Origin of the sequence: Enterobacter sp. ku-bf2 (assembly GCF_001742765.1) — a bacterium.
Classification (GTDB): domain Bacteria; phylum Pseudomonadota; class Gammaproteobacteria; order Enterobacterales; family Enterobacteriaceae; genus Enterobacter; species Enterobacter quasiroggenkampii.
The window spans coordinates 261,419-283,726 of record NZ_MDVW01000019.1 but is presented as its reverse complement, the minus strand read 5'-3'; the positions used below and the strand labels follow the sequence as shown (position 1 = coordinate 283,726).

At 50.4% G+C, this 22,308-nt stretch carries 20 protein-coding genes; 1 reads left to right on the top strand and 19 read right to left on the bottom strand.

Annotation, left to right across the window (positions count from 1 at the left end; translation table 11 throughout):
- Positions 1 to 56 precede the first annotated feature (56 nt).
- The 7 genes from BFG58_RS18730 to BFG58_RS18700 form a co-directional block, all read right to left on the bottom strand.
- Positions 57 to 2,240 carry a TonB-dependent siderophore receptor gene (locus tag BFG58_RS18730; RefSeq protein WP_069720312.1) on the bottom strand — a complete coding sequence of 728 codons (2,184 nt, stop codon included), beginning with the start codon at positions 2,238 to 2,240 and terminating at the stop codon, positions 57 to 59.
- Between the two features lie 185 nt (positions 2,241 to 2,425).
- A complete protein-coding gene (yahO, locus tag BFG58_RS18725) occupies positions 2,426 to 2,701 on the bottom strand; it encodes a DUF1471 family periplasmic protein YahO (protein ID WP_021241596.1) in 276 nt (91 codons plus the stop codon).
- A gap of 149 nt (positions 2,702 to 2,850) precedes the next feature.
- Positions 2,851 to 3,882 carry an ABC transporter ATP-binding protein gene (locus BFG58_RS18720; RefSeq protein ID WP_069720311.1) on the bottom strand — a complete coding sequence of 344 codons (1,032 nt, stop codon included), beginning with the start codon at positions 3,880 to 3,882 and terminating at the stop codon, positions 2,851 to 2,853.
- Position 3,883: 1 nt separating this feature from the next.
- On the bottom strand, positions 3,884 to 5,458 hold the full coding sequence (locus tag BFG58_RS18715; protein ID WP_069720310.1) for an iron ABC transporter permease: 1,575 nt from the start codon (positions 5,456 to 5,458) through the stop codon (positions 3,884 to 3,886).
- A gap of 24 nt (positions 5,459 to 5,482) precedes the next feature.
- Entirely contained in the window at positions 5,483 to 6,499 is a 1,017-nt protein-coding gene (locus tag BFG58_RS18710; protein WP_069720309.1) for an iron ABC transporter substrate-binding protein, read from the bottom strand.
- Between the two features lie 358 nt (positions 6,500 to 6,857).
- Positions 6,858 to 7,688 carry a CPBP family intramembrane glutamic endopeptidase gene (locus BFG58_RS18705; RefSeq protein ID WP_069720308.1) on the bottom strand — a complete coding sequence of 277 codons (831 nt, stop codon included), beginning with the start codon at positions 7,686 to 7,688 and terminating at the stop codon, positions 6,858 to 6,860.
- Between the two features lie 327 nt (positions 7,689 to 8,015).
- Positions 8,016 to 8,405 (bottom strand): S24 family peptidase, encoded by a 390-nt coding sequence (locus tag BFG58_RS18700; RefSeq protein ID WP_069720307.1) that lies wholly within the window; start codon positions 8,403 to 8,405, stop codon positions 8,016 to 8,018.
- Positions 8,406 to 8,717: 312 nt separating this feature from the next.
- Between BFG58_RS18700 and BFG58_RS18695 the strand changes: the two genes are divergently transcribed.
- Positions 8,718 to 8,960, top strand: coding sequence for a hypothetical protein (locus BFG58_RS18695; protein ID WP_069720306.1), 243 nt, complete (start codon positions 8,718 to 8,720; stop codon positions 8,958 to 8,960).
- A 30-nt stretch (positions 8,961 to 8,990) separates the two neighbouring features.
- Here BFG58_RS18695 and BFG58_RS18690 read toward each other — a convergent pair whose 3' ends face one another.
- From BFG58_RS18690 to BFG58_RS18630, 12 genes are all read right to left on the bottom strand, one after another.
- On the bottom strand, positions 8,991 to 10,097 hold the full coding sequence (locus tag BFG58_RS18690; protein WP_069720305.1) for an acyltransferase: 1,107 nt from the start codon (positions 10,095 to 10,097) through the stop codon (positions 8,991 to 8,993).
- Between the two features lie 152 nt (positions 10,098 to 10,249).
- Positions 10,250 to 12,640: a phage tailspike protein gene (locus BFG58_RS23535; RefSeq protein WP_083261531.1), complete on the bottom strand. Its 2,391-nt coding sequence runs from the start codon at positions 12,638 to 12,640 to the stop codon at positions 10,250 to 10,252.
- A 155-nt stretch (positions 12,641 to 12,795) separates the two neighbouring features.
- Positions 12,796 to 14,775 carry a DNA transfer protein gene (locus BFG58_RS18675; RefSeq protein WP_069720302.1) on the bottom strand — a complete coding sequence of 660 codons (1,980 nt, stop codon included), beginning with the start codon at positions 14,773 to 14,775 and terminating at the stop codon, positions 12,796 to 12,798.
- Positions 14,775 to 16,100, bottom strand: a complete 1,326-nt coding sequence (locus tag BFG58_RS18670; protein WP_069720301.1) for a phage DNA ejection protein — start codon at positions 16,098 to 16,100, stop codon at positions 14,775 to 14,777. Before BFG58_RS18670 ends, BFG58_RS18675 begins: the two co-directional genes overlap by 1 nt.
- 9 nt (positions 16,101 to 16,109) lie before the next feature.
- The gene (locus tag BFG58_RS18665) at positions 16,110 to 16,790 is read right to left on the bottom strand and encodes a DNA transfer protein (protein WP_069720300.1); all 681 of its coding nucleotides are present in this window, start codon (positions 16,788 to 16,790) and stop codon (positions 16,110 to 16,112) included.
- Between the two features lie 8 nt (positions 16,791 to 16,798).
- Complete coding sequence (locus BFG58_RS18660) at positions 16,799 to 17,257, bottom strand: DUF2824 family protein (RefSeq protein WP_069720299.1); 459 nt, start codon at positions 17,255 to 17,257, stop codon at positions 16,799 to 16,801.
- Positions 17,257 to 18,018, bottom strand: a complete 762-nt coding sequence (locus tag BFG58_RS18655; RefSeq protein WP_069720298.1) for a tail needle knob protein — start codon at positions 18,016 to 18,018, stop codon at positions 17,257 to 17,259. Before BFG58_RS18655 ends, BFG58_RS18660 begins: the two co-directional genes overlap by 1 nt.
- Entirely contained in the window at positions 18,018 to 19,436 is a 1,419-nt protein-coding gene (locus tag BFG58_RS18650) for a packaged DNA stabilization protein (protein WP_069720297.1), read from the bottom strand. Before BFG58_RS18650 ends, BFG58_RS18655 begins: the two co-directional genes overlap by 1 nt.
- Before the next feature lie 8 nt (positions 19,437 to 19,444).
- Positions 19,445 to 19,927, bottom strand: coding sequence for a packaged DNA stabilization gp4 family protein (locus BFG58_RS18645; RefSeq protein ID WP_069720296.1), 483 nt, complete (start codon positions 19,925 to 19,927; stop codon positions 19,445 to 19,447).
- Positions 19,902 to 20,087 (bottom strand): hypothetical protein, encoded by a 186-nt coding sequence (locus tag BFG58_RS18640; protein WP_069720295.1) that lies wholly within the window; start codon positions 20,085 to 20,087, stop codon positions 19,902 to 19,904. The genes BFG58_RS18645 and BFG58_RS18640 overlap by 26 nt, the downstream gene beginning before the upstream one ends.
- A gap of 40 nt (positions 20,088 to 20,127) precedes the next feature.
- Positions 20,128 to 21,402 carry a P22 phage major capsid protein family protein gene (locus tag BFG58_RS18635; protein WP_069720294.1) on the bottom strand — a complete coding sequence of 425 codons (1,275 nt, stop codon included), beginning with the start codon at positions 21,400 to 21,402 and terminating at the stop codon, positions 20,128 to 20,130.
- Positions 21,403 to 21,415: 13 nt separating this feature from the next.
- Positions 21,416 to 22,297, bottom strand: coding sequence for a phage capsid protein (locus tag BFG58_RS18630; RefSeq protein ID WP_069720293.1), 882 nt, complete (start codon positions 22,295 to 22,297; stop codon positions 21,416 to 21,418).
- Positions 22,298 to 22,308: the final 11 nt, after the last annotated feature.

Below are 22,308 nucleotides of genomic sequence, written 5' to 3'. Positions count from 1 at the left end.
TGCTGGAGGTAGCAAGGGATTGGGGCATCCCTGCCCCGGATAACGAGATGGAACGCTTAGAATTCGTAGCCAACCGCGATCTTAAAGGTACGCGGTTCGCCCTGCGTGATGTAGGTACCGGAATCGTCCACGCTGGCCCAGTAGTTTTCATTGGTCACGTTGTCGATGCCCGCACGCACCATCATCTGGTTTGCATTGTGGTTCACCGCGAAGCGATAGCGCATCCCCAGATCCAGCGTGGTGTAGCTGTCCAGCTTTTTGGTGTTTGCCAGGTCAGCGTACTGCGCACCGGAGTGGTTGACGCGGGCGGTCGCCGTCAGGCCATCAATCGGCTTGATGTCATACTCTGCACCCAATACGGCGTAAAAGTTCGGAATACCGATCGCATCGTTACCCTGATTGACACCATTTTTGGTTTTGGTCAGCTCGGCCTGCAGCCAGGTGGCGCTGGCGTTGAGGCGCATCCCGAGCATGGGTTCGCCGAAAATGTTCAGCTCCACGCCACGGTTACGCTGTTCAGCATCCAGGCCGTAGTAATTGTTGCTGTCGAGGATCGCCGACGGCATCTTGATTTCAAACAGCGCAAGCGATCCGCCTACGCGGCCAAAGTCCGCCTTTACGCCCACTTCGTTCTGCTTAGAGTGAACGATACCAGTGCTCTGGCCGTAGTTGGTGGCGGTATTAGGCGCGGTTTTGCCCGGCTGCAGCGCTTCGGTATGGTTAGCATAGAGCGAGATTTCCTCCCACGGCTTGTAGACCACGCCGTAGGTTGGCATCCAGCGGCTGCCGTCGAAGCCGTCTGCCGCGTTTTCCGCACCGGTAATTTTGTTATACCCGCGAATGACCACTTTCTGGTGGCGTGCGCCAGCGGTGAACAGCAGTTTGTCGTCCAGCACGCCCAGGGTATCGCTCAACAGCCAGCCCTGGGTACGGGTGCGTCCGCTGGTCAGCGGGTCGCTGTACTTTCCGCCAGATCCGTTGAAGTTGCTGCTGTCCGGCATATCCACGCCGGTGTTGTGGTAGATGTTGGTCGTCGGGTTATCCTTCGTCGCCGACATTTTCCACGCGATTTTTTCGTTTTTGGTCATCGCCGAATAGCCAACGTTGACCTTGTGCGAGATAAAACCGGTATCAAAGTTACCGCGAATGCCCGCCATGCCGCTGACGGAATCGCTGATGCGGTTGGTATCAAGGCGGCTGACCGTTGCCTTACCGCTTTTATCCACCAGCTTCGGCGCGCTGTAGATCCCTTCCTCGTGCGCGTGCTGCGCGCCAAGCCCGGTATAGGCGGTCCAGCCGTCGGTGATGTCGTACTCGCTGCGCCACATCCCGAACTCGTTTTCGATATTGCTGTAGGCCCACTTCTGCGAGAAGTTGCGATCGTTTTTCGGCGGCTCGGGCACGAAATCCACCGCCGATATGTTGACGCTGGTTGGGCTGCCGTGGAAAGTTTTCTTCTGATAGCCCAGATCCAGCGAGGTGCGGAAGCGGTCACCGCTGTAATCCAGGCCGGTAGAGAGCAGCGTGGTTCGGCGGCGATCGTTCGGTATACCGGTTTCCCCTTCGCGGTGCACCAGGTTCACCCGCGCGCCAAACTGGTCGTTGTCGCCGTAGCGACGGCCCGCATCCAGCGTGGTGCCAATTTGAGAATCGGAAGTGTAGTCGACGCCCACTTTCGCCTGCGGGAGTTCGCCCGCATGTTTTGGCTCAAGGTTGATCATCCCGCCCACGCCGGAGCTCGCCGCGCCGTTCATCAGGGCGTTTGCCCCTTTGAAGATCTCAATGCGCTCAACCATCTGCGTATCCACCACCTGCCGCGGCAGCACGCCGGACAGACCGCCAAAGGTCATGTCGTCACCGTCGAACTTCAGACCACGGATACGGTAGGTTTCCGCGCTGTTGCCGAAACCCTGGACGAACTGCACGCCCGCATCGTTGGCGACTACGTCAGCAATGGTTTTCGCCTGCTGATCTTCCACCAGCTTTGAGGTGTAGCTGATGATGTTGAACGGTACGTCCATGGCGTTCTGCTGGCCCAGCATCCCCATCCGTCCGCCGTTTGCCACCTGTCCGTCGAGGAAGGCCGGTACCAGCCGATCGCCACCGGGTTTGAACTCGCTGGCAGGCTTAGCCTGCACGACGAGGGTATCTTCTTTTTGATCGTCCGCCGCGAAGGCGGAATGTGTTACCGCGCCAACGGCGAGCGCCAGCAGCGTTTTGTGTATGTTGGTGTTGTTCATCGTTAACTCATTTGAAAGTGCGCGCAAAAATGACCCGTTGTCGGGCCTTAGAATGTATTGATAGCAATGCAAATGAGAACTATACGCATTATCCATGCGTTAGCAAGCGTAACTGCGAACAACAAGAAGAGATGGGGAGACAGGGGAGGAACAGCCACCCCGAACACGGGGTGGCTGCAGTGACGTTATTTTTTCTTGTAGATATTGGCCGTACCGTGAATTTTATTGTTGGTGTTCCCTGAGGTGAGCACCAGAACATCCGCGCCTTGCTTATCGGCTTTCTCAATCAGTTCTTTTTTTGCATCATCAACCGATACTTCATTTGAAGTGCTTACCGTACCGATTTTTTGATACTGAGACTCGACTTTCTTGAACTCATTTTTAGTCAGCAGTTGGGCAGCAAAAGCATTGGTCGTAAACAGTAACGCCGTTCCCAACAAAATAGCAGTCGTCTTTTTCATAACCTTTTTCCTTGAGATTAATCAGCAACTACGAAAAACCTCACGCATTATGGTGAGGTTTTATGAGCATGGTAGAGAATCTCAGGAAATGCCATTTTTTCGGGAAAATTCTTTTATAACAACCCATTGCATGAAATTATTAACGAATATTAAGAATAGTCGAATATACGCGCGGCGCCAGCAATATCAATGCGTACCGCCGTGCCCGGGTTCCATCCTGGCTGGCTGACGGTCTTCAGGGTCACGGGCTCGTGCTGCCCGGCGAGCCCAAGGGTGAGCGTCGACAGGTGGCCGGTAAAATCCACATCAAGAATGGAGATTGGGCTTTCATGTGAGGCACATGCCGTCACGCTCAGCTGCTCCGGGCGCAGCATCACTCTGCCCTGCCCTGTCGCCTGCGCGTTGTCCGTCGGCACCTCACCCAGGGCGCACAGGGCGTAGCCCGCGGTGAGCTGCGCAGGCAGGATTAACGCATCACCAAGAAACAGCGCCGTCTCTTCGTCAACGGGACGGGTGTAAACCTCATAAGGCGTCCCGACCTGCGTGAAACGTCCGGAACGCATGACGGCAACCTGCGTGGCAAAAGACAACGCTTCGTTCTGGTCGTGGGTGACCAGAATCGAGGCCACGCCCGCTTCGGCCAGCAGATCGGCCGTTGCCTTACGCGTCATCGCGCGCAGGCCGGTATCCAGCGCCGAGAACGGCTCATCCAGCAGCATCAGTGAAGGACGCTGGGCCAGCGCACGAGCAAGCGCCACGCGCTGCTGCTGTCCGCCGGAAATCTCGTGGGGCCAGTGTGTTGCGAGCTGCCTGTCCAGCGAGACCATCTCCATCAGCGCCTCAACGCGCTGGCGCTTCTCGTGGCGGGTCCCGTCCAGCCCCCAGGCAATGTTATCTGCCACGTTGAGGTGGGGGAACAGTGCGCCCTCCTGCGGCACAAAACCGATCCCGCGCTGGTGGGCTGGGACAAAACGGTTTTCATCAAACAGCGTTCTTCCCTGCATGACAATACGTCCGGTGTCGGGCGTCTCAAACCCGGCAAGAATACGCAGCAGCGTGGTTTTACCCGACCCCGACGGCCCGACAATGGCCGTTCTGCTCCCCGGCGCAACGCTCAGGTTTAAGCTGTCGAGCACCTGCACATCAGCAAACGATTTAGAAATGGCGGTTAATTCAAGCATGTCATAGCCCTGCAATTTTCTTCGACTGCATATAGAGAATGGCGGTCAGCGGGAGGGAAATCAGGATCATCAGCATCGCGTAAGGTGCCGCAGCCACATAATCAATTTCGCTGGTCAGCGCCCAGAATCCGGTGGAGAGCGTGCGCGTGCCCAGGGGAGAGAGCAACAGCGTGGCGGTCAACTCGTTGCTGACGCCGAGGAAAACCAGCGCGGCTCCCGCCGCCGCACCCGGCGCGGCCAGCCGCATCGTGACGCTCCAGAGCGCCTTCGCGGGCGTGCTGCCAAGGCTGCGCGCCACGTTTTCCAGCTCAACCGGTGCCTGCGCAATTCCCGCCCGCAGATTGATGAGCGCACGGGGCATAAACATCAGCAGATAGGCAAGGAACAGGGTTATTTCCGTCTGGTAAATGGGACGGGCGTAGTGAATGGTGACGGTGACCAGGGCCAGCGCCGTGACAATGCCCGGCAGCGAACTGGTGATATAGATGCACCCTTCCAGCATCCGGAAGATACGGTGCGGATAGCGGATACCGAGCCACGCGATGGGGATCACGCACGTCGTCGTCAGCAGCGCGCCGCCCACGCCGAGCATCAGCGTCTGGCGCAGCGAATGCCAGAGATCGGCGCTCATCCAGTTTTCCACACCGCCGAGCCAAATCCAGCGACACAGGACAACCAACGGCACGCCCAGCGCCAGCACGATCAGCACGATGAAAAACAGTTGCCCCAGCGCGGCAGCCGCAGGCTTCAGCGGCCAGCGTTTCTGTTCGCGCGCGGCACCGGCGCCAATGCGCGCGTAGCGTGCCTTTCCACGCGTCACGCCTTCCAGCACTAAGATAGCCAGGCAGCATAACGCCAGCACGCCCGCCAGCATGTTTGCCGCCGGGCCGCTGAAGGTAGACTGAAACTGGTCATAAATTGCCGTGGTGAAGGTATCAAAGCGGATCATCACGTACAGGCCATATTCCGCCAGCAGGTGCAGCGCCACCAGCAGCGCGCCGCCGCAGATAGCCAGCTTGAGCTGGGGCAACACCACGCGGAAAAAGACCCGCCACGGCGGGGTGCCGAGCGATGCGGCCACATCTTCGAGCGTCGGGTCAAGGCGGCGCAGCACCGCCGCAACCGGCATGTAGATAAAGGGATAGTAGGCCAGAACGGAGAGAAACACGCCCGCGGAGAGCCCGTGCATGGACGGAACAACGCTCACCCAGGCATAGCTTTGCACAAACGCGGGGATCGCCAGCGGGGCGACCGCCAGTGCAGACCAGATCCCTCGCCCGGCAAGCTGCGTGCGCTCGGTGAGCCAGGCTATCGCCACGCCCGTCACGATACACAGCGGAACCGCTAAAGCCGTCAGCCACAGCGTGTTGCTGAGCAGCTCAGCCACACGCGGGCGAAACACCAGCGCCTTTATCGTTTCCCAGCCCGTCTCAATGCCAATGGCAACGATAAAACCCAAAGGCAGAAGCGCCAGTAATGAAAACAAGACAGCTAACGCAACCATCGGCAGTGCAGGACGCCTGCGAGCAGGCTCCTGCACTCTGTTTTTTCCGATGTCGAGACTCAGACCAGACATAAGACGTTCACTTCACTCTCAGGATCACAGCAGACCGGCTTGCGTCATCAGCTCGATAACTTTCTTACTGTTGAGCGTTGAAGGTTCAACTTTCGGCGCATCAAGATCTTTCAGCGGAACCAGTTTCGGGTTGGAGGCCGCGTTCACACCCACGGCGTATTCAAAGGCGTTGTTGGTACGCAGACTTTCCTGACCTTCTTTGCCGGTAATGTATTTGATGAAGGCCTGCGCCTGCGCTTTGTGTTTGCTGGACGCCAGCACGCCACCGCCGGAAAGGCTTACGAACGCGCCCGGATCCTGGTGCTTGAAGTAGTAGAGCTGGGTGTTTTTGCTGTTTTCACCGGTTTTGGACTGATCGACAAAGCGGTAGTAGTGATAAATCACCCCGCCATCAATCTGACCAGCATTGACCGCTTTCATCACCGTGCTGTTACCTTTATAGGCAACGAAGTTGGCTTTCATCGCCTTGAGCCATTCCAGGGTGGCTTTTTCGCCTTTCAGGGCCAGCATCGCGCTCACGATGGCCTGGAAATCGGCGCCTGAAGGAGATGCCGCCCAGCGGCCTTTCCACTCGGGTTTCGCCAGATCCATCAGCGATTTAGGCAGCTGCTGTTCGCTCAGCTTCGCCGGGTTATAGACGAATACGGTGCTGCGGGCGGCAATGCCGATCCAGCGGCCGTGCGCCGGACGATACTCTGCCGGTACCTGCTCCAGAGTGTCGGCATCCAGCGGTGCAAACAGGTTGGCGTTATCCACCAGCACCATGGATGGCGAGTTTTCCGTCAGGAATACGTCTGCCGGCGATGCGCTGCCTTCCTGAACCAGCTGGTTACCCAGCTCGCTGTCATCACCATTACGCAAAGTCACTTTAATCCCGGTTTCTTTGGTAAAACCGTCAACCCACGACTTCACCAGGTTTTCATGCTGCGCGTTATAGACAACGATACCGTCGTTGTTATCGGCGGCAACCGATTGTGTGGAAAGGAAAAGGGATGAAGACAACAAGGCAAGCGAGAAGCAGGACAGCAGGCGAGAATTCATGAACATATCCTTAATAGACCAACGGGAGTAACCACTCATAGCTTTGTGGGACAGGATTAAAGCATACAACAACGCTAATGATAATTAGTATCAATCCAGTTTACGCGTAAAAGTGTAAAATTTCTTTTTAGCAGATTTTGTAATGATAAAAATCCAAATTTTAATGCGAGATAATTTCTAGATTAAGAAAACCTTAAGCCTGCCAACAACGAAATTCATTAGCCTTCTATTCATTATGGCGCGAAGGTAAATCTGTTATTCGCGCTCCCGGCAGATATAAAAAAGCCCCGATATTGCGGGGGCTTTTTATGGTTATCCGGAGGTAGCTAAATTTATTAGGCTACTCATTTAAAAAGCATTACATAGCCGCATGAGGGGCATACACAGGATAGGTGAAGAACAATAAATGCACGCAGTTCAGTCCAAAATGGAATAACGTTGCAACCCAGAGCCTGCCGCTCCACATCCACGCCAGGCCGTAAATAATGCCGGAGAGACTGGCAAAAATAATCAGTAGTAAACCGCCGCTAAAATGCATCAGCCCAAAGATGACTGAGGCAATCAACAACGCGACAACAGGATGAACGATCCGGGACAAGCGCTGCTGCAGGTAGCCTCTGAACAGGGCTTCCTCGGCCAAAGAGACGAAGAAAATATTCGCAAGGGCAAATTGCGCGAACCATTCTGGCGCATGTGGCTCAATTCTCAGCCCGCCCAACGCCACAGCCAGAAGTAACAGCGCGGGTACCGCAAGTACCAATATTCCCCAGCTGAGCTTGCCAATTTTATAGAGGGGTTTTGCTACGAATAGCGTTGGCATGCACGTAATTAAAAAGAACGGCACCACCGCCTTGTCCATATTAAAGTACATACTGAACGGTATGCTTTGCGGACCAACGACGACAGCATCCAGCACTTTGGGATTATGGAAGCCCGGGAGCACATGCATAACCAGGGCAACGGCGATGACCACGCACAGGCCTTCAATCAGATAAGTATATTTATCATCTTTATTACGTAGCCATTCAACAACAGACCAGCCAATAACGATTGATGCAATAACCAGCAGCGCCGGGGCGTCAAGAATGCTCTGTTTCCAGCCGAGAAATGCCGTTAATCCCAGCAGCAGGTAAGCCAGGCTTTTATTAAGGGAAAGTGCGGCAAGCGAAATCGCGAGTAGATACCACATAAATGTCCTTCATGACCGATAAATTTTAGGGTCGATGTCCCAAATATGTCCCACAACGGAAATCAGGAGGATGTGAGTGAGGCGTAACTCTATGAAATGAAATGGCACGCCCTGTAGGATTCGAACCTACGACCTACGGCTTAGAAGAACGTAGAGTACTATTTAACACACTGTAATGTCATTAGTTTTTCCGCGCTCGCACGTGATTTGTGTCATTATGTGTCGTTACATGCTTCTGCGTTTCGTTATGTGGCATCCATGTATGACACACCTGTGACACAGAGAGTGCACAGCCATGCCTGAGGGCATAGCTATGCCTTTTCCCCATCACATCACCGGACAATCATCAAACTCGCCAGAACGCGCATCGTTGATGATGTAGGTGATCACGCCGAACACTGGCCGATCGGAATCAGCCATCTCATCCTTTATCCGCAAAAACTCCTTCCTGCCATTCTCCAGATTCTCCAGATGCGGTTGCGGGTGAGTCCGGTAGCGCTTAATCCTGAATTCACCTTCGTCAGTACATACCAGCAGTGATCCGTCACACGGAGTTAGCGATGCGTCGACAACGAGAAGCGAACCAATGAGGATGCCTTCCCGGTAATGCGTCGCACCGGCTCGCATGAAGTACGTGGCCGCTGGCCTGGTGATGATGCGCTTGTCGAGTGATATGCGTTCTTCAACGTAGTCTGCTGCTGGCGATGGAAATCCCATGATGCACCTCAATAATACTGTATACGCATACAGTATTACTGATGGCAAACTTTGATCAATACTAAGATACAAAGAAACAAACTAAACTTCTCTAAGCATCTGTTATTTGGTATGTTTTATTTAGCAGCATGGTGTCAGGTTCGTTTCATTTTCTAAATTACTCACCCCCAATCAATCATTGCTCACTATGAATTCATGTAACACCGAAGAGGCTACTTAGCTATGGTGCGTGTCTTTAGTAGGATAACTTGCTTTACAATGCCTGCCCCATATTACAGAATACGCACAATCATTTTTATATAGTGAATATCAATGAATAAGAACTACAAAACGGCCCTTACTGCTGTTGCCGCGATTGCGTTTCTGACCATAATAGCAAAAATGAGAAACGGCTCTTCTCCTGAAGTGAATGACTGGCAAGCGTTCAGTAAGGAACATAAATGCATTAGAACTGATATAACGAAGGAAGGCGATCCTGTCTTTACAGCCAGTCCGGCGCTGAAAAAAATAAAATATTCATGCGAAGATGGTGATGTTTATTTCAGAGATGAGTAAAAAAAGGCCGCATAAAGCGGCCTTTTTCTATTATGCGGCAGATTCAGACATATTATCTTTCTTGGTCTTGCGTTTTATAATCCATTTACCAAAGTTCATGCCAGGAACTTCTATGTATTTGTAAGTGATGCTGGATGCAATAACTGTTAAGCCACAAGCCACAAATGCAGCGATGAGAAACTTAACTACAGGACTAACACCAATTTGATTAATATATACAAACACATGCGTGCTTTCGAGTAAATAGAGTACGATACCATGCATTAAATAAATGCTATAACTTGCTTTACCTAAGAATCTGGTAAATCTAGTGTTTATGAGAGATGGCATCCCGATGATCGAAACGGAAATCATGCCAATCCAGATCAATGAGTAAAACAGGTACATATTTACAGGGTAATCTTTAAGGCTAAAGTAATAAATAAGCAACGCAAACATCACGGTCAGCGCTATACCACTTACCATTCCAGCGTTGTTGCCCACTACCCCCCTGGCCTTTCTTAATTCAGGAAGCCATAAATATACAGCGATACCAGAGATAAAGAAAACCATATGGTTCAGGATGTTCATATAGACTTCAATACCAGTAGCGCCTGGTGCAAGTGCAATATTTGATGATACGAATATCGATATAAGCCATAGTATAGCTATGAGCTTTTTATGGTTACATAGAACAAATATAACTGGATAAAGAAGATAGAACACCCATTCAATACTCAAAGACCAGCCCGCCCATACAATACCATTCTGCATTTTTGGAACAAGATTGAACAGGAACGTACCTGACATTAACAATTCAAATAAAGAAGGAAGGTGGTTGAATGCATTGAATATAATCACACCTTCAACAAGCATTGCGAAGTAAAACAATGGTGCAAGCCTAAAAAAGCGCTTAATAAAGAATGCTTTAAAATCTGACTTGTTTATGAACTCATCATTGTATGTATATGCAATAGAGAATGCGCTGATCGCAAAAAATAATGTCACACTTGCTGTAAATCTACTGCCAATTTGCGAAACGACAGGGCCGAAATCAATACCTGATTGTGCGATAAGGTGCACAATTATCACTGATATCGCGGCAAACCCGCGTAATATATCTGGCCCTATAATTCGTTCTTTGCTTGTTGATTGCATGATAATTCGCCAAAAATATAGATAACAACATCACATCCAGCGATGCCAACCGTAAAGTGGAAACAAATATACAGGGTTTACCGTGGCATTTCTCGATCTTTTTGGCGGCATAATTTTTGATGACAGGCGTCCCTGCCATGTCGGTTTGCCAGTTAGTCTGGAAGGGAGTAGTGAATGTTCCCGAAGAAGATATAGCGTGATGTAGATGGCACGCCACGAACAGCAATGCTCCCTGTTGTGTCTATCCTAGCAGTTGCCACACTGGTCAGGAATACTCCAGATACATCCTGGCAGGTTACTGGTATATACCGCTGCTCAGTAGGCGCATAAGCCTGCGGAAGTTGTAAAATAATGGTGTTGTCCGGAACTGGTGCTGGGGTATCCATCAGGCCTGACATCGAAAACTCATTCCCGACAACAGAGAATGATGGCTTGGATGCCACACCGTAGCTTCCGGATATTGCAGAAGGTATCCATGCTGGTTTTATCGTTCTTGAGGCAATATTTTTCCTTACGTTTGAAAACATAAATCCTATCAATGCCTTTGCCCACCCCATACCTTTAAGTTCTCCACCCCATGCGCTCTGGTGCACGTTGTCCTGTACAACCGGGTCAAGTGATGTATTTCCAAGCAGGCTTGGAACTATAGCCCCCATGTCCTGGATGGGAAGCATGGCAACCTGCACGTTAAGCTCCGCCAGCTTGCGAAGCAACTGCAGGCGATAGGGTGCACCACGGTCCGCATTCGCAGTTCCCTGACCTGTTTGACCGTATGGGGCAGCCGCCGACTGGTTATAAAACATTGCAGGAATACCGATGATAGGGATCATGTTGTACGTTGTACATGTGTTTACCATGCTCACAATTGAGTTGATAAATTGCGATGCCGTAGCACCTCCCCCGATATCGTTAATTCCGACATCTATTAACGCATAATCGAATCCCCCAAGAGATTGGAAGTCAGTGCTGTTGAAAATCTGAGCTTGCTGGATAGATGTCTGCCCAGATATCGCCTGATTAAGAACAGATTTGAACTGTATACCGCCGACACCACTGGCTACTCGTATCATATGGTTAACCCATGAAAATGGGTTAACTTTATCTGCAGTTGAGTCGCCAACGGTTACTATTCGCAATGGTCGCATGCCATATGTGAAGTTGCTTTTCACCCTGGCTGGATAAGAGATGTATGCAGTATTGGTGTTGTTAGCAAATCCGGCTCCCCACCCTACTCGGATTATATTAGATGTGATCCCATCCATACGGGAGATTTCTACATGGTTACAGAGCAATGAGAATGACGTCGGTGAGTGGACTTTAATACCTATTTCAGCCACCCCCATATTATATGCGGGATTATCTGACAGAGGATTTGATATGCTTACTGATTGCACCGCAAACCCTTCAAGGAATACATATCGCGTAATCACCCCACCACCTATTGGCTGGCAATACATAATCCATCCATTCTCTGTCTGAATGTATGCTGAGGCACTTGCTGTTGCTCCAGGCATTGTGACCTGAGCGTGATACTCCCATCCAGGTCGAACAGAGAAATGGCCGACGATAAATTGGCCGCTTGGAATATTATTGAAAGACGCTATTTCTCCGTCTGCGCTTGCAGTTGCTGCAGACTGTGCGCCAGTAGATGGATTAACGGTATTGAACGCCATTTCAGTGGATGTGTTGCCACGCTCAAGAATGGGTGCTTCCCCATCTCCAGAGCTAAGCACATAGGGCTTACCAGATACAGCACCGTAGGGTGTTGGGCTTAGATGGTATGTGTAACCAAGCGTGGTAAGTTTTATTTTTAATTCTCGATTAACAACTAGCCCGGGCCCGATAAGTGGAGTGTTTGACCCAGTATGGGTCACGTCTACACCTGGATCTATGTCAAGATAATATTTAGACATGTCGGCAGAACCACCGGTGCCATTCATAAAATAACGCCCTGTTCCTCCTACTGTTTTAGGTAATCTAATTCGGCAACCGTTCGGAAAGTCGGAAATGATATTCAATAATGAGGACCAGCTATTGGTGCCAGAAGTTCCATTGTAATCATCTTTCCCTCCATATTGTTGGATAGATACCGTTTGCAGATTTATATCATGTTGGGTTATTAAGACTGAATTTGAAGTTGCTTGCTTTACCCCAACAAGAGCATCCCCCTCTCCAACATCACCACCTGCAAGTCGAGTTGTGAACTGGTCAGGGTCGTATTTAAGCACGTTAGGGTAGTAGAACTGCTGTGTCCCATAAGCATCATAGATAGCCATAGAATGGCCCTGCACAGTCACAAACTTCGCAATCTGACCATTATAGACTGGGTAGCCTCCAGCATTGATGATAAGCGGCTGAGTAACTGGGACGTGGCTTCCATCTTCGTTCTCAAGATAAACCTGAATTTGATTGGCTGGGTTAACTGGGTCGGTGTCAATATTACCGATGTAAATTCTACCATTCGCGTTTGCCTTAAATTGGCGAGCGATGGTAAAAAGTTGAGCTGGCTGGCTTACAACGACATTAGCAATGATGTCTGACATTTACTGTGCTCCGGGCGCAGCAAAGCCACACAAGCTAAAACTTGCGTAGCGTTGCATTAAGGTCGGTTATAATTGGTTTAAAGAATGGAGGATTTATGGACAGAGACTTATTAAACTTTGCGTTCTTGATGTTCGGACTTGTTGTTGGCAAGATTTTATTCACTTAAGGCTTCTGATTTAGCACCCTGAGAGAATGAGTTAACAACACGCTCAACATCAGATAGGGCTTTCTCAAATGCGGTAGAGCCTCGTGGAGTATTAGCCAGTCGAAGCATTGCATTACGTGCTGGCTCGCTCTCATACATCCTTGCAAGCAATCCATATCCTCCGCCAACCCCTAATAACGCCGGGTTAGTTACAGTTCCAATGCCCATAATGAAAGGGATCGCCTGCTGGCCGGTTGGTGTGGTCACCCCAGCCTGCCCTGCTCTCTTCGTTGACTCCAGGTAGTTCTTAAGTCCTTTCAGATAGGCAGCATCACGCCCCTTAAATGCAATTCCTGTCTGGTTAGACATCAGATTAACCTGTCGAAGGAACTGGTCAGGTGATCCACCTGATTTCTCCATTGCCTTGCCAATAATGCCATTACGCATCTGAGCTCTACCAATCTGACCGACAGAGTTATAAAGGTTCTGCACTTCTGATTTGTTCTTGCTGAAAAGCATGTTATTCACGACTTCCGGTGTTAAATCACCTTTCATCAGAACATTCTTCAAGCGTGTATTCTGGAGCTTGCTAGCCTCGTCAGCGTATACCGCATTAGCTTGCTTATAACGGCGCAGCGTGTCGTTTCCAAGGTTCTGTCCTATGGAGTTGTCTATATCTCCTGTCATAGCCTTGTAGACGCGCTGAACTGCTGCCTCTGCTGGGGGAGGCATCTGTGTCCTCTCTCCTCTAACATCCATTCTGAACTGCGTTCTTAGCCTGCTTAATTGTTCAAGATCTACGTTTCCTTTAGCTAATTCATTTCTGTAGGATTGAAGTTTACTAATTGTATCTGAGTCGGCGACCTCGCCTAATTTCTGCAGTTTTCCAATTTCGTCGTCTATTTGCTGTATGGCTCGCGTAGGCTGGAGGTTTACACCGGTCATTGCACTTTGTACCTGCTCAAGACGGTTTCCGGCTGCTTTACGAATTCCTGACGTCTTTGCCTTTAGGCTGCCAATTACGATGGATGGGTCGTACTCTCCAAATCGTGACGCAAACTCATCTACCAGTTGACTGCGAGCTTCCTGCTGGCCTGCACGCATTGAGCTAGTGCCTGCGAATGGAATATTCTCAGCTGTTGTTTGCGCCATGCGGCCGACGCGCGAATTAGGCTGCAGAACGTCAGTTGTATGCAGAGGGGCATCAGCAGAATTAGCGAATCGGATAGCCTGCTGCGCTTCTGGTGAGATTGCACCTTTAACACCACGATATGCAGCTCCAGCAACACGTCCAAGCTGATTAATAGCGCCACCCAATACAACACCAGTTCCGAGGTCGGTAGCTAGTGCTGATGGGTCATTCTGCTCACTATTCGCAGCCATAGAACCTACTGCGTTTTCTGCTAGTAAGCGGGATGCACCCTGCGCTAGACGACCGGCAATCGTCGGAGCTTGAGTGGCTACTCGTTCAGCACCTACCGGTGTGAGATATGGCAATGCTTCAGCAAAGATTTTACCTTCTGTAGTCTGTGGAGTTAGCGCCCCCTGCTGAAGCCCTAAATCCTGAGCCAAACCTTCAGTGGTTACTCGTGGCGCTGGCTGATATGTTCCATCACCTAATCCCAGCTTATTTCCCGCCCATGCACCTGCACTTACCACAGCGTCAGCCATTGATGCAGGGATGTTTGCCAGGTTAACGCCAGCCTGAAGTAAGCCTCTTCCTGTTTCTGCTGCTGCATTTCCAAGGTCAGACAGGAAGCCGCCTTGTTCTTGTGGCTGCGCTTGCTGCTGAGGTTGTTGTGCCTGCTGTGGCTCTGCTGATGGCACTGGATATGCAGCATAGAAAGCCTGTTTAGCCTGCTCTGCATTGCTGCCAGCCTGTGGAGCAACTACCTCATTAAAATATTGCTCCTGAGCTTGCGCCTTCTGCTCTGGTGCCAATGCCTGATACTGCGGAGAGGCAATAACGTCTTTCCATGCCTTAGCCATTAGTCACCCCATAGTGAAGAGAAGCCGGTGCTTTGCTGTGATTGCTGTGCTGGTTGAGATTGCTGAACAGGTTTCTGAGCAGGCGATTGCGCTGCTGGCTCTTGATAATCGAACTGCTTTTTAACACTGCCAAGCTTGCTTTCAAGCTGCGATCTAATTTTACCAATTGATGACCTGAAAGCTTCTTCGCTCATTTTCGGGCTCAATGCACCTACAGCATCAGATAACTTCTTACCCTCTGCATCTGATAAAGCCCCCATCCCCTTTAGGCTGGATACCATTGGCAGGAACGTCTGAGCCTTGAATGTATCAAGCCGCGCTTCGAAGTTGGCCGCATCAGAGCCGGGAATTGTCGGAAATGCAGAGCGAACACCAACAGCCTTCGATAGGCCTGGGCTTTTCTCAAGCTCACCAAGAGAATCCAGTGCGGTACTGAATGTATCAACCGCACCTTGGGCTGCAGCCTGACGGTCTGCTCGTGCTATATCGGCCTTTTGGCGCACATCAGCCTGCTTCTGTTTAAGATCTTCCAGTTTAATCTGGTTGGTTTCTCGTGCGATTTGACGATCGAGAACCTTATCCTGAAGCTCCGCCCGCTGAATCTCGCGAGACAATGCCGCGTTTTGTGCGCTAATGTTTTGACCTCGAATAGTAATATCCTGGCCTCTTGCCGTCAGAGCCTCTCCAGCTTGATTGCTGCGAATCTGCTCAGCAAGTTTGTCTCTGTCAATTGCGCGAACAGCTATCTTGTCCTGAGCATTAAAGTAATCAACGGGACCAAGCGCTGCCATTCCAAGGTGATCAACAAATTCACCGAACTGCTGCGGATTCTGTTGGTATGTCTGCGCTACGTCAGCAGGATTGAGTCCGACTCGCTGGAGCTCCGCCGCGTTATTCTGCAGCCATGTTCCCATTGCTTCAGGAGAAGTGGCAGCAAGGCGAGCTCCTGCAGCAAGATTACCAACCGCTTTCTGCTGGTCTTCATCGATGAATCCCATACCTTTGCGCACAGCATCAATCTGGTCTGGATACTGGGTGGCAAGTTGACGTAACGCATTGCGATCACCTGACGCATACGCATTAGCATATAACTGCTGAAACTCCTGCTGGCGCTGAGCCTGCTGATTCTTTTGATATACGTCAGCCAGTCCGCTCAATCCCTGCAGTGCCTGCAGACCGATGTTATTGGCACCTGAGCGCTCAAGGTCATTGTTCTGACGAATCAGGCTCAATGCCGTATTGGCATCACTCACTCCTGGTGCGTTGGAGTTAACACCACCAATACCAGCCAGTAATCCACCATTTGTTCCTTGCCATGTAGCCATGATTACCTCTTAGAATAGAGAGCCAAGCAGGCCTAATCCACCGCCAACTGCTGCGCCAATGCCTGTGCCAATTCCTGGGATAATGCTCCCAAGAGCAGCACCAGAGGCTGCACCACTCAATCCACCGCCAAGTGCAGACTGCAACCCTGATGGTCTATTTGCATTAGCTGCGGCTAGATTGGCCTGTTGCTGGTATAGTGAGCCCATGTTGTTAGCATAAGTCTGTCCTGCGTTAGCTTGTCCCTGTAATGCGCCAAGGCCAATGTTTGCTAGGTTTTGCGCATTCTGCATCTGACCAGAAAGCCAGTTTTGTCCTAAAGTTGGAGCGATAGCGGCCAATTGATTGCTTGTAGCAGTTGATCCAAGGCCGCCTGTTGCTTCTGCAGACTGTAATGTCTGATATCGAGCCTGGTCTGCAAGTCCTTTGTACTGCCCTGAATTGTAATAGCTGTTAAGTGCATCATTCTGACCCTGTAGTGTTGACAGTCCTTGCAATTGCTGGACATATTGCTGAGCTAGAGGGGTAAATGGCGCAAGGTTGTTCATGATGGTGTTCCACTGTTCACGCTGGAGCTCTGTTTGCTTATTCAGCGCCTTTGCCTGCGCGCCAGCCCCACCATCACCACCTTTCCCACCTTTCAGATATAGGCGATTCTCGAGGTGCTTACTCGATAATTGAAAAATGAGCATAATTTTACCTATTTTGAATGACGGGAAAGGAATTCCTGAATTTCTTCACGTGTTGCTGAGTAGAAAGTGACGTCATCGACGCCTTTGAAGTATTTGCGGATGGTTCCTACGCGTTTTAACCCGATTGAAGAGCAGTACATCTGACCATGACGGAATTTACGCGCGGCGTAGGACATCACACAGGCGAATCCGGTGTTTGCAAGCAAATATCGCCAGAACGCCATCGCAATATCGAAGCTGAATCCCCTTGCTTCTGGCAAATACATCGCGTGAGTGTCGAAGGTTAGCGGCTGCGTCTCGTGGTAATAGACGATGCCTCCGAACTCACCATGCACGTGGACTTCGAAGTATTTCGTGTCAGGCTTATAGTCGTAACCGTCACCGTTATTACTACCAGCGATGATTTCTGGATGATTTCCTACAGCCTCAACCAAATCGGCATCTCGCGTTGGCTTGAATGTAATCATCATTGCTCCGCGATAATTTTGATTGTCGTTGCTGTAAATGCACCGCCATTTGCCTGAATGGTGATAGTGCTGCCATTTGTTGCAAGGAATCCTCCCTTATCTACACTAAAGAATGTTGCAAGGAGAATGTTATCAGTAGCTGTTGCTGAGTTACGACTTGCTACTAGAGTATCAGGAACCGATCCGGAAAAAGTAAGCTGCATCGAACGGTTTGTGGTTCCTGCTGGGTAACTTCCAATCAGAGATAGTTTAAAATTCAGTGTCTTGTTCTCGTTGAATACAACCATCTTGTTCGATGTTGTATTAAAGAACGGCGAAAGCGTACCGGATGTCGGAGTAAGGGCCTTAAGCATCGTAACAAGATTTGTGGCTGTGGTAGGGATTACCTGCGATATTCCTGTATAAACAACCTCAGATTTCTTACGTGTGGTAGCATATTCCAGAGAAGCGATACGCGATTCGTGGTTTGCTAGTGTAATTTCGGCCGCATCAATACGTACTTCGTGGTCAGCAATAGTTAATTCAGCTGCTGAAATACGCTCCTCGTGATTTTCGAGTGTGATATCCTGCTCATCATTTTTAACCTGAGCATCGTAAGCACCTTGCCCTGCTTCATTTGCTTTGGCAGCAACACTGATGAAATCAACATTCTGAGACAGAATATATTGTTCATACGCTGGGCTATACCCAGTAGGTAGTGATTTTGCGCTTAAATTGGTTGCCCTAAGGGTTACTGGGTTTTTAAGGGACGGATCGGCCATCACTCAATCCTTATCTGTGCACCCGATAATGTGACAGGTGACTTAGTGATAATACGTAGTTTGAATCCAACACTTTTTCTAATGCGGCCTACGCGCTTCCAGATGACGCGCTTGTCGTAAACGAAAGGAGAGTTTTGTTCAATCATCTGCTCTCTTCCATAATTTATTCCGTCCGTTGTCACTGAAAGGAATAAACGATCTGCGTATTGTGCCACTCCTGTCGACGACTCTACCTCTAAATCAAATACCCTAGCATTATCAGCTTTGAAAAGCGGTGTGAATAACAGGTGTTCTTGATGGCTTTCGTACTGACTGGAAATGTTGAATTTAAGAGCCCCTTTCACTGATTCAAGTTTATCTCCGCAGGTGATCGCATTCCCTTCATACATAAAGTCAATAGCTCTGTACGCATCGTCATACAAGCCTGTTTTCAGGATGCACCATTGTGGGCCGCCCTGCGAAGCTGTACCGTCATATACCAACACATGGCGTGGCAAGTGAATCAACAGAAGTTCGTGAGAATCGAATCGCAGGGATTCCATAATTGATGCAGCCAGTTCATCAGCATCGTAGTCACGAAGAATTTTCTCTATACTTGCAGTTGCTATCGGAGTTGCGCGTCCAGAGTCTATGATATACACAGACGGCGCACCTGTGGCCGGATTGCTTACAATGGCATAAGCATCCATAAATACGCATTTGCAAAATGTTCCAGCGATACCTTTTGACACCATGTACGCCGGATTTGATACGTATATAGGCGCTCCAGAGTTACTTGCTCCAGTAAGTGAAAAATACTCTGTTGTTGTTGATCCGAAGCACACTACAAAGTCACGCCATGTGCCGATACCTATAATTCCGTCAGGTTGAGATTCAGCACGGTATTCTCCAGCATATCTGTCAGGGTGCGATTCATCTTCAAGGTCAGTAATAAACCAAGAATCAGAACCATCTTTCGACCATGCGTAACGACCACGTAATCTTGTTACATCGCGAGCTGAACCCAAATCATACTGTGCATATCCGCTGCTTACTGGCCAATTAAGAACGGTACTTGTCGTTCCATCATAGCGGTACTCAACTATATTGCCGTTAACGCAGACTGCTTGTGACGTTCTTCCATGTGCCATCGAAACCCTGGAAGAACCGGTAACATCTCCTACTACTAAATCACCCTTATATAGTTTTCCACCCATAACCCGATATACGACGTTTTGAGATGTGTTGTAATCGGCTCCGCGAGATGTGCCAGCAACGTCTGATACCTTGGTTATTCCCGGGAAAGATCTCATGTAACCGCTGGAATTAAGAACCTCTTTAGGAGTTGCCAGCATGTTCACCGGCAGGAAATCGACGTAATCGGCATTGGTGAAGTCTTTGCCGACCCCCTTCATTAACGGCAATTGCTGAATCGGCATTTACTCACCTATGGATTTGGAACATCACCGTCTATCGGTGGCAGATCGCCAGGGTAGTAGCGGTCAGATGTGAACACGTCATATTTGTTGCCCTGACCAACAGGGAAGTCACCACGACGGCGCATTGATGGAACGACAAGCGTGTCTGTCAGGAGTGCGTCATATGAGCGCTGAGCGTTTGTTTCTGTGCGCGGAGTTGGCTCCAGCCCGTAGTCTGTTATCATCCGCAAAATAAGCTGATAGCCAACAGCATGCTTGTATTTACGCGGCAGTCCGGAGTCGTCGTCAGGCAACGGCTCCTCACCATCCGCCGCGAAGATATATCCAATGTCACCAGGAACAATCATCCACTCGGACATCATATCTTCTAGGTCGTGAATGGCATCTTCTACAGATTGGGGCTCTACATCAGTTAGCGTCGCATTAGAAGCCAGGGCTGGCTTTCTCAATGCAAAGTTAACAATCTCACCCTTTGTTAGAGTCGTCGCCATTGTCTGCCGCCTTACGTCCGCGTTTGGTTGCTGGCTTCAGGTCATCGACTGATGCGACAAAGCCGAGCTTTTCGTAAATCGGGAAGTCTTTCTCTACGATAACGGCCTGAACATGACCCGCTTCGTTATCTGCGGTAAGGAATACGCTCATGCGATCCATATCGTCTCCTCAAAAAGAAAGGGGCCGAAGCCCCTTGTGATTACGGATTGCCGAAGAACTGTCCGCCCATGTGTGGGTTGAAGCACACGTAGGCAGGCAGCAAGTCGAAACGCATTTTCTGCACGTTAGCGTCACCGTCTGCGTATTTGTGTACGCGGATAGAGAAGCCTTCGTAGGTAGCCACTGCTGAGTCGATGCTGTTCAGTTTTGGCAGAGGGATGGTGCCGAGACCGCAGAAGAATTTGTTGTAGAACAGATTCGGCTTCATGGTCTGGCTTGCGGTACCAATCACGGTCACTGCATCACCTGCAGTTACAGCGCGGCTTACTGCGTTGTACTGTGGGTTGGTAGTGTCGTAAATCGGCACACCAGACAGCGTCACAGTAACCAGGCCGCCTGCAGTGGAGTTAGCATCAGCCAGAACTGTCGCGGTGAAGCTAATAGGCGTAGAGCCGTTATACAGAGCCTGCTTGCTCTGCTGCTGCAGCCAGTAGGTGTTGGTGAACTTAATCTGATCGCCAGCCTTCAGGAAGCCAGTGATAGATGCTGTTGCGCCAGCCAGGGTTACAGTGAACTGATAGGTATCTTTCACCGCGTTGTAGGTAACGGTAGGGGTAGAAGATACTGTCAGAGTACCGCCAAATGCGCCCTGAGTGCGAGATGCCAGGCCATTGGACATCAGAGCACGGATACCGCCAAAGTTAGAAGCAATCTGAGCCTGCTCCCATGCGGTGCGAACCAGTTGGTCAGAAGCATGCAGTCCGGACTGAGCATCCGCCAGACGCTGTGCAGACCATGGGTCCATTACCGCGTAGTTCTCACCTTCTTCCACGCCCAAATCCTTCAGGAAGGATGCTGTCTGAGCAACATCTGACCATTTGTTGATTGGGGTATTTGGGCTACCCAGTGACAGAGCGCCGTTGTTCATCATGAACTTGGCAAGCTCAGTCTCCAGGTCGGTGACGATGCGCTGACGCACAGGTGCCAGGATTTCATCCAACTGGTTAAGCTTGATAGCTTCTTCCAGTTGGCCGTATTCCACGGCGACGGTGATGTAGTTACCGACTTTGCCAGTGGCTTTACCGGAGATCAGGTTGTTCTTAGCCTGTCCTGAGATGTCACCTGTCGCAGTACGCAAAGACGCGAACTGGTGTGGGCGCTTGAAGCTTACGCTATCGCCGGTGCTGGAGTTGATTTCACCAGCCAGCAACTGGCGGTCGACGGTTTTAGCGAGTACCAGATCGGACATGAAGCCAGGCAGGAATTTTTTCAGAACGATTTGACTGACGTTACTGTTGAGATCGTTAGTAGCCATTTAGCAGTTTCCTTTATTCGATTTTTGCGCCGGGGCAGAGTTTGTTGAAGTCATCTTGTTTCGCATCAGCGCCGCCACCGCGAACTTCCGGCTCTGGTTTGATGGCTTTCTTAGGCTTCGGCGCAAGGCTTACTTGCTTGCTAATCTGGCCTAAGAGGAATGCTGCGCGAATTGGGTCTGTCTCAGCGGCTACACGCTGGCGTAGTTGTGGATTCTTACCGAGCGCATAGGCGATCAGCTCTGAACCCTCGTCTGCTGCATGAATCAGAATCTCCTGCTGAATAACTGGAAGCTCACGACGGACGATTTCCTCTGTCTCCCGATAGTCTTTAACCGGAAGCTTTGTGGCTCGTTCCTGATGCTTCTGAAGTCTCTGCTGGAACTTCTGAATGTTTTCCTGCTGCTGACGCTCCTGTTGCTGCTTATGCTGTTCGGCACGGCTCTTTTTCTCATGCCAGTCAGTCATTGCCTGTTCAAACGCTTCCTCGTCGTATTCGCACGACTCAAGAGTCGGCTTGGGCGGGATGACGTCTGTTTGCTGCTGTGGTAGCTGCTCCGATGGCCTGGATTGAACTTGCTCAAGCTGGCGGCGCAGTTCCCGTAACTCTTTATCTTTCTCGCGGTTGTTCTTGCGTAAATCTTTCACCCACTGAGGCGCAGGCTGACCATCAACATGATCGTCATCCTCTTCCGTCAGGGGGATTTCTTCATCACCGACGCGCAGGGAGTATTCTTCCGGCTGCTCTTCGGCCTGTTCACTCTCGGTCTCCGCTTTCACTTCAGATTCCTGGACTTTCTCCTCAGGTTTCGGCTGCTCAGCGGTTACTTCTTCGGCTGATTCCTGTTTTTCAGACAGGTCAATAACCTGACCGTCGATGATCAGTTCGCTTTCCATTGATTACTCCT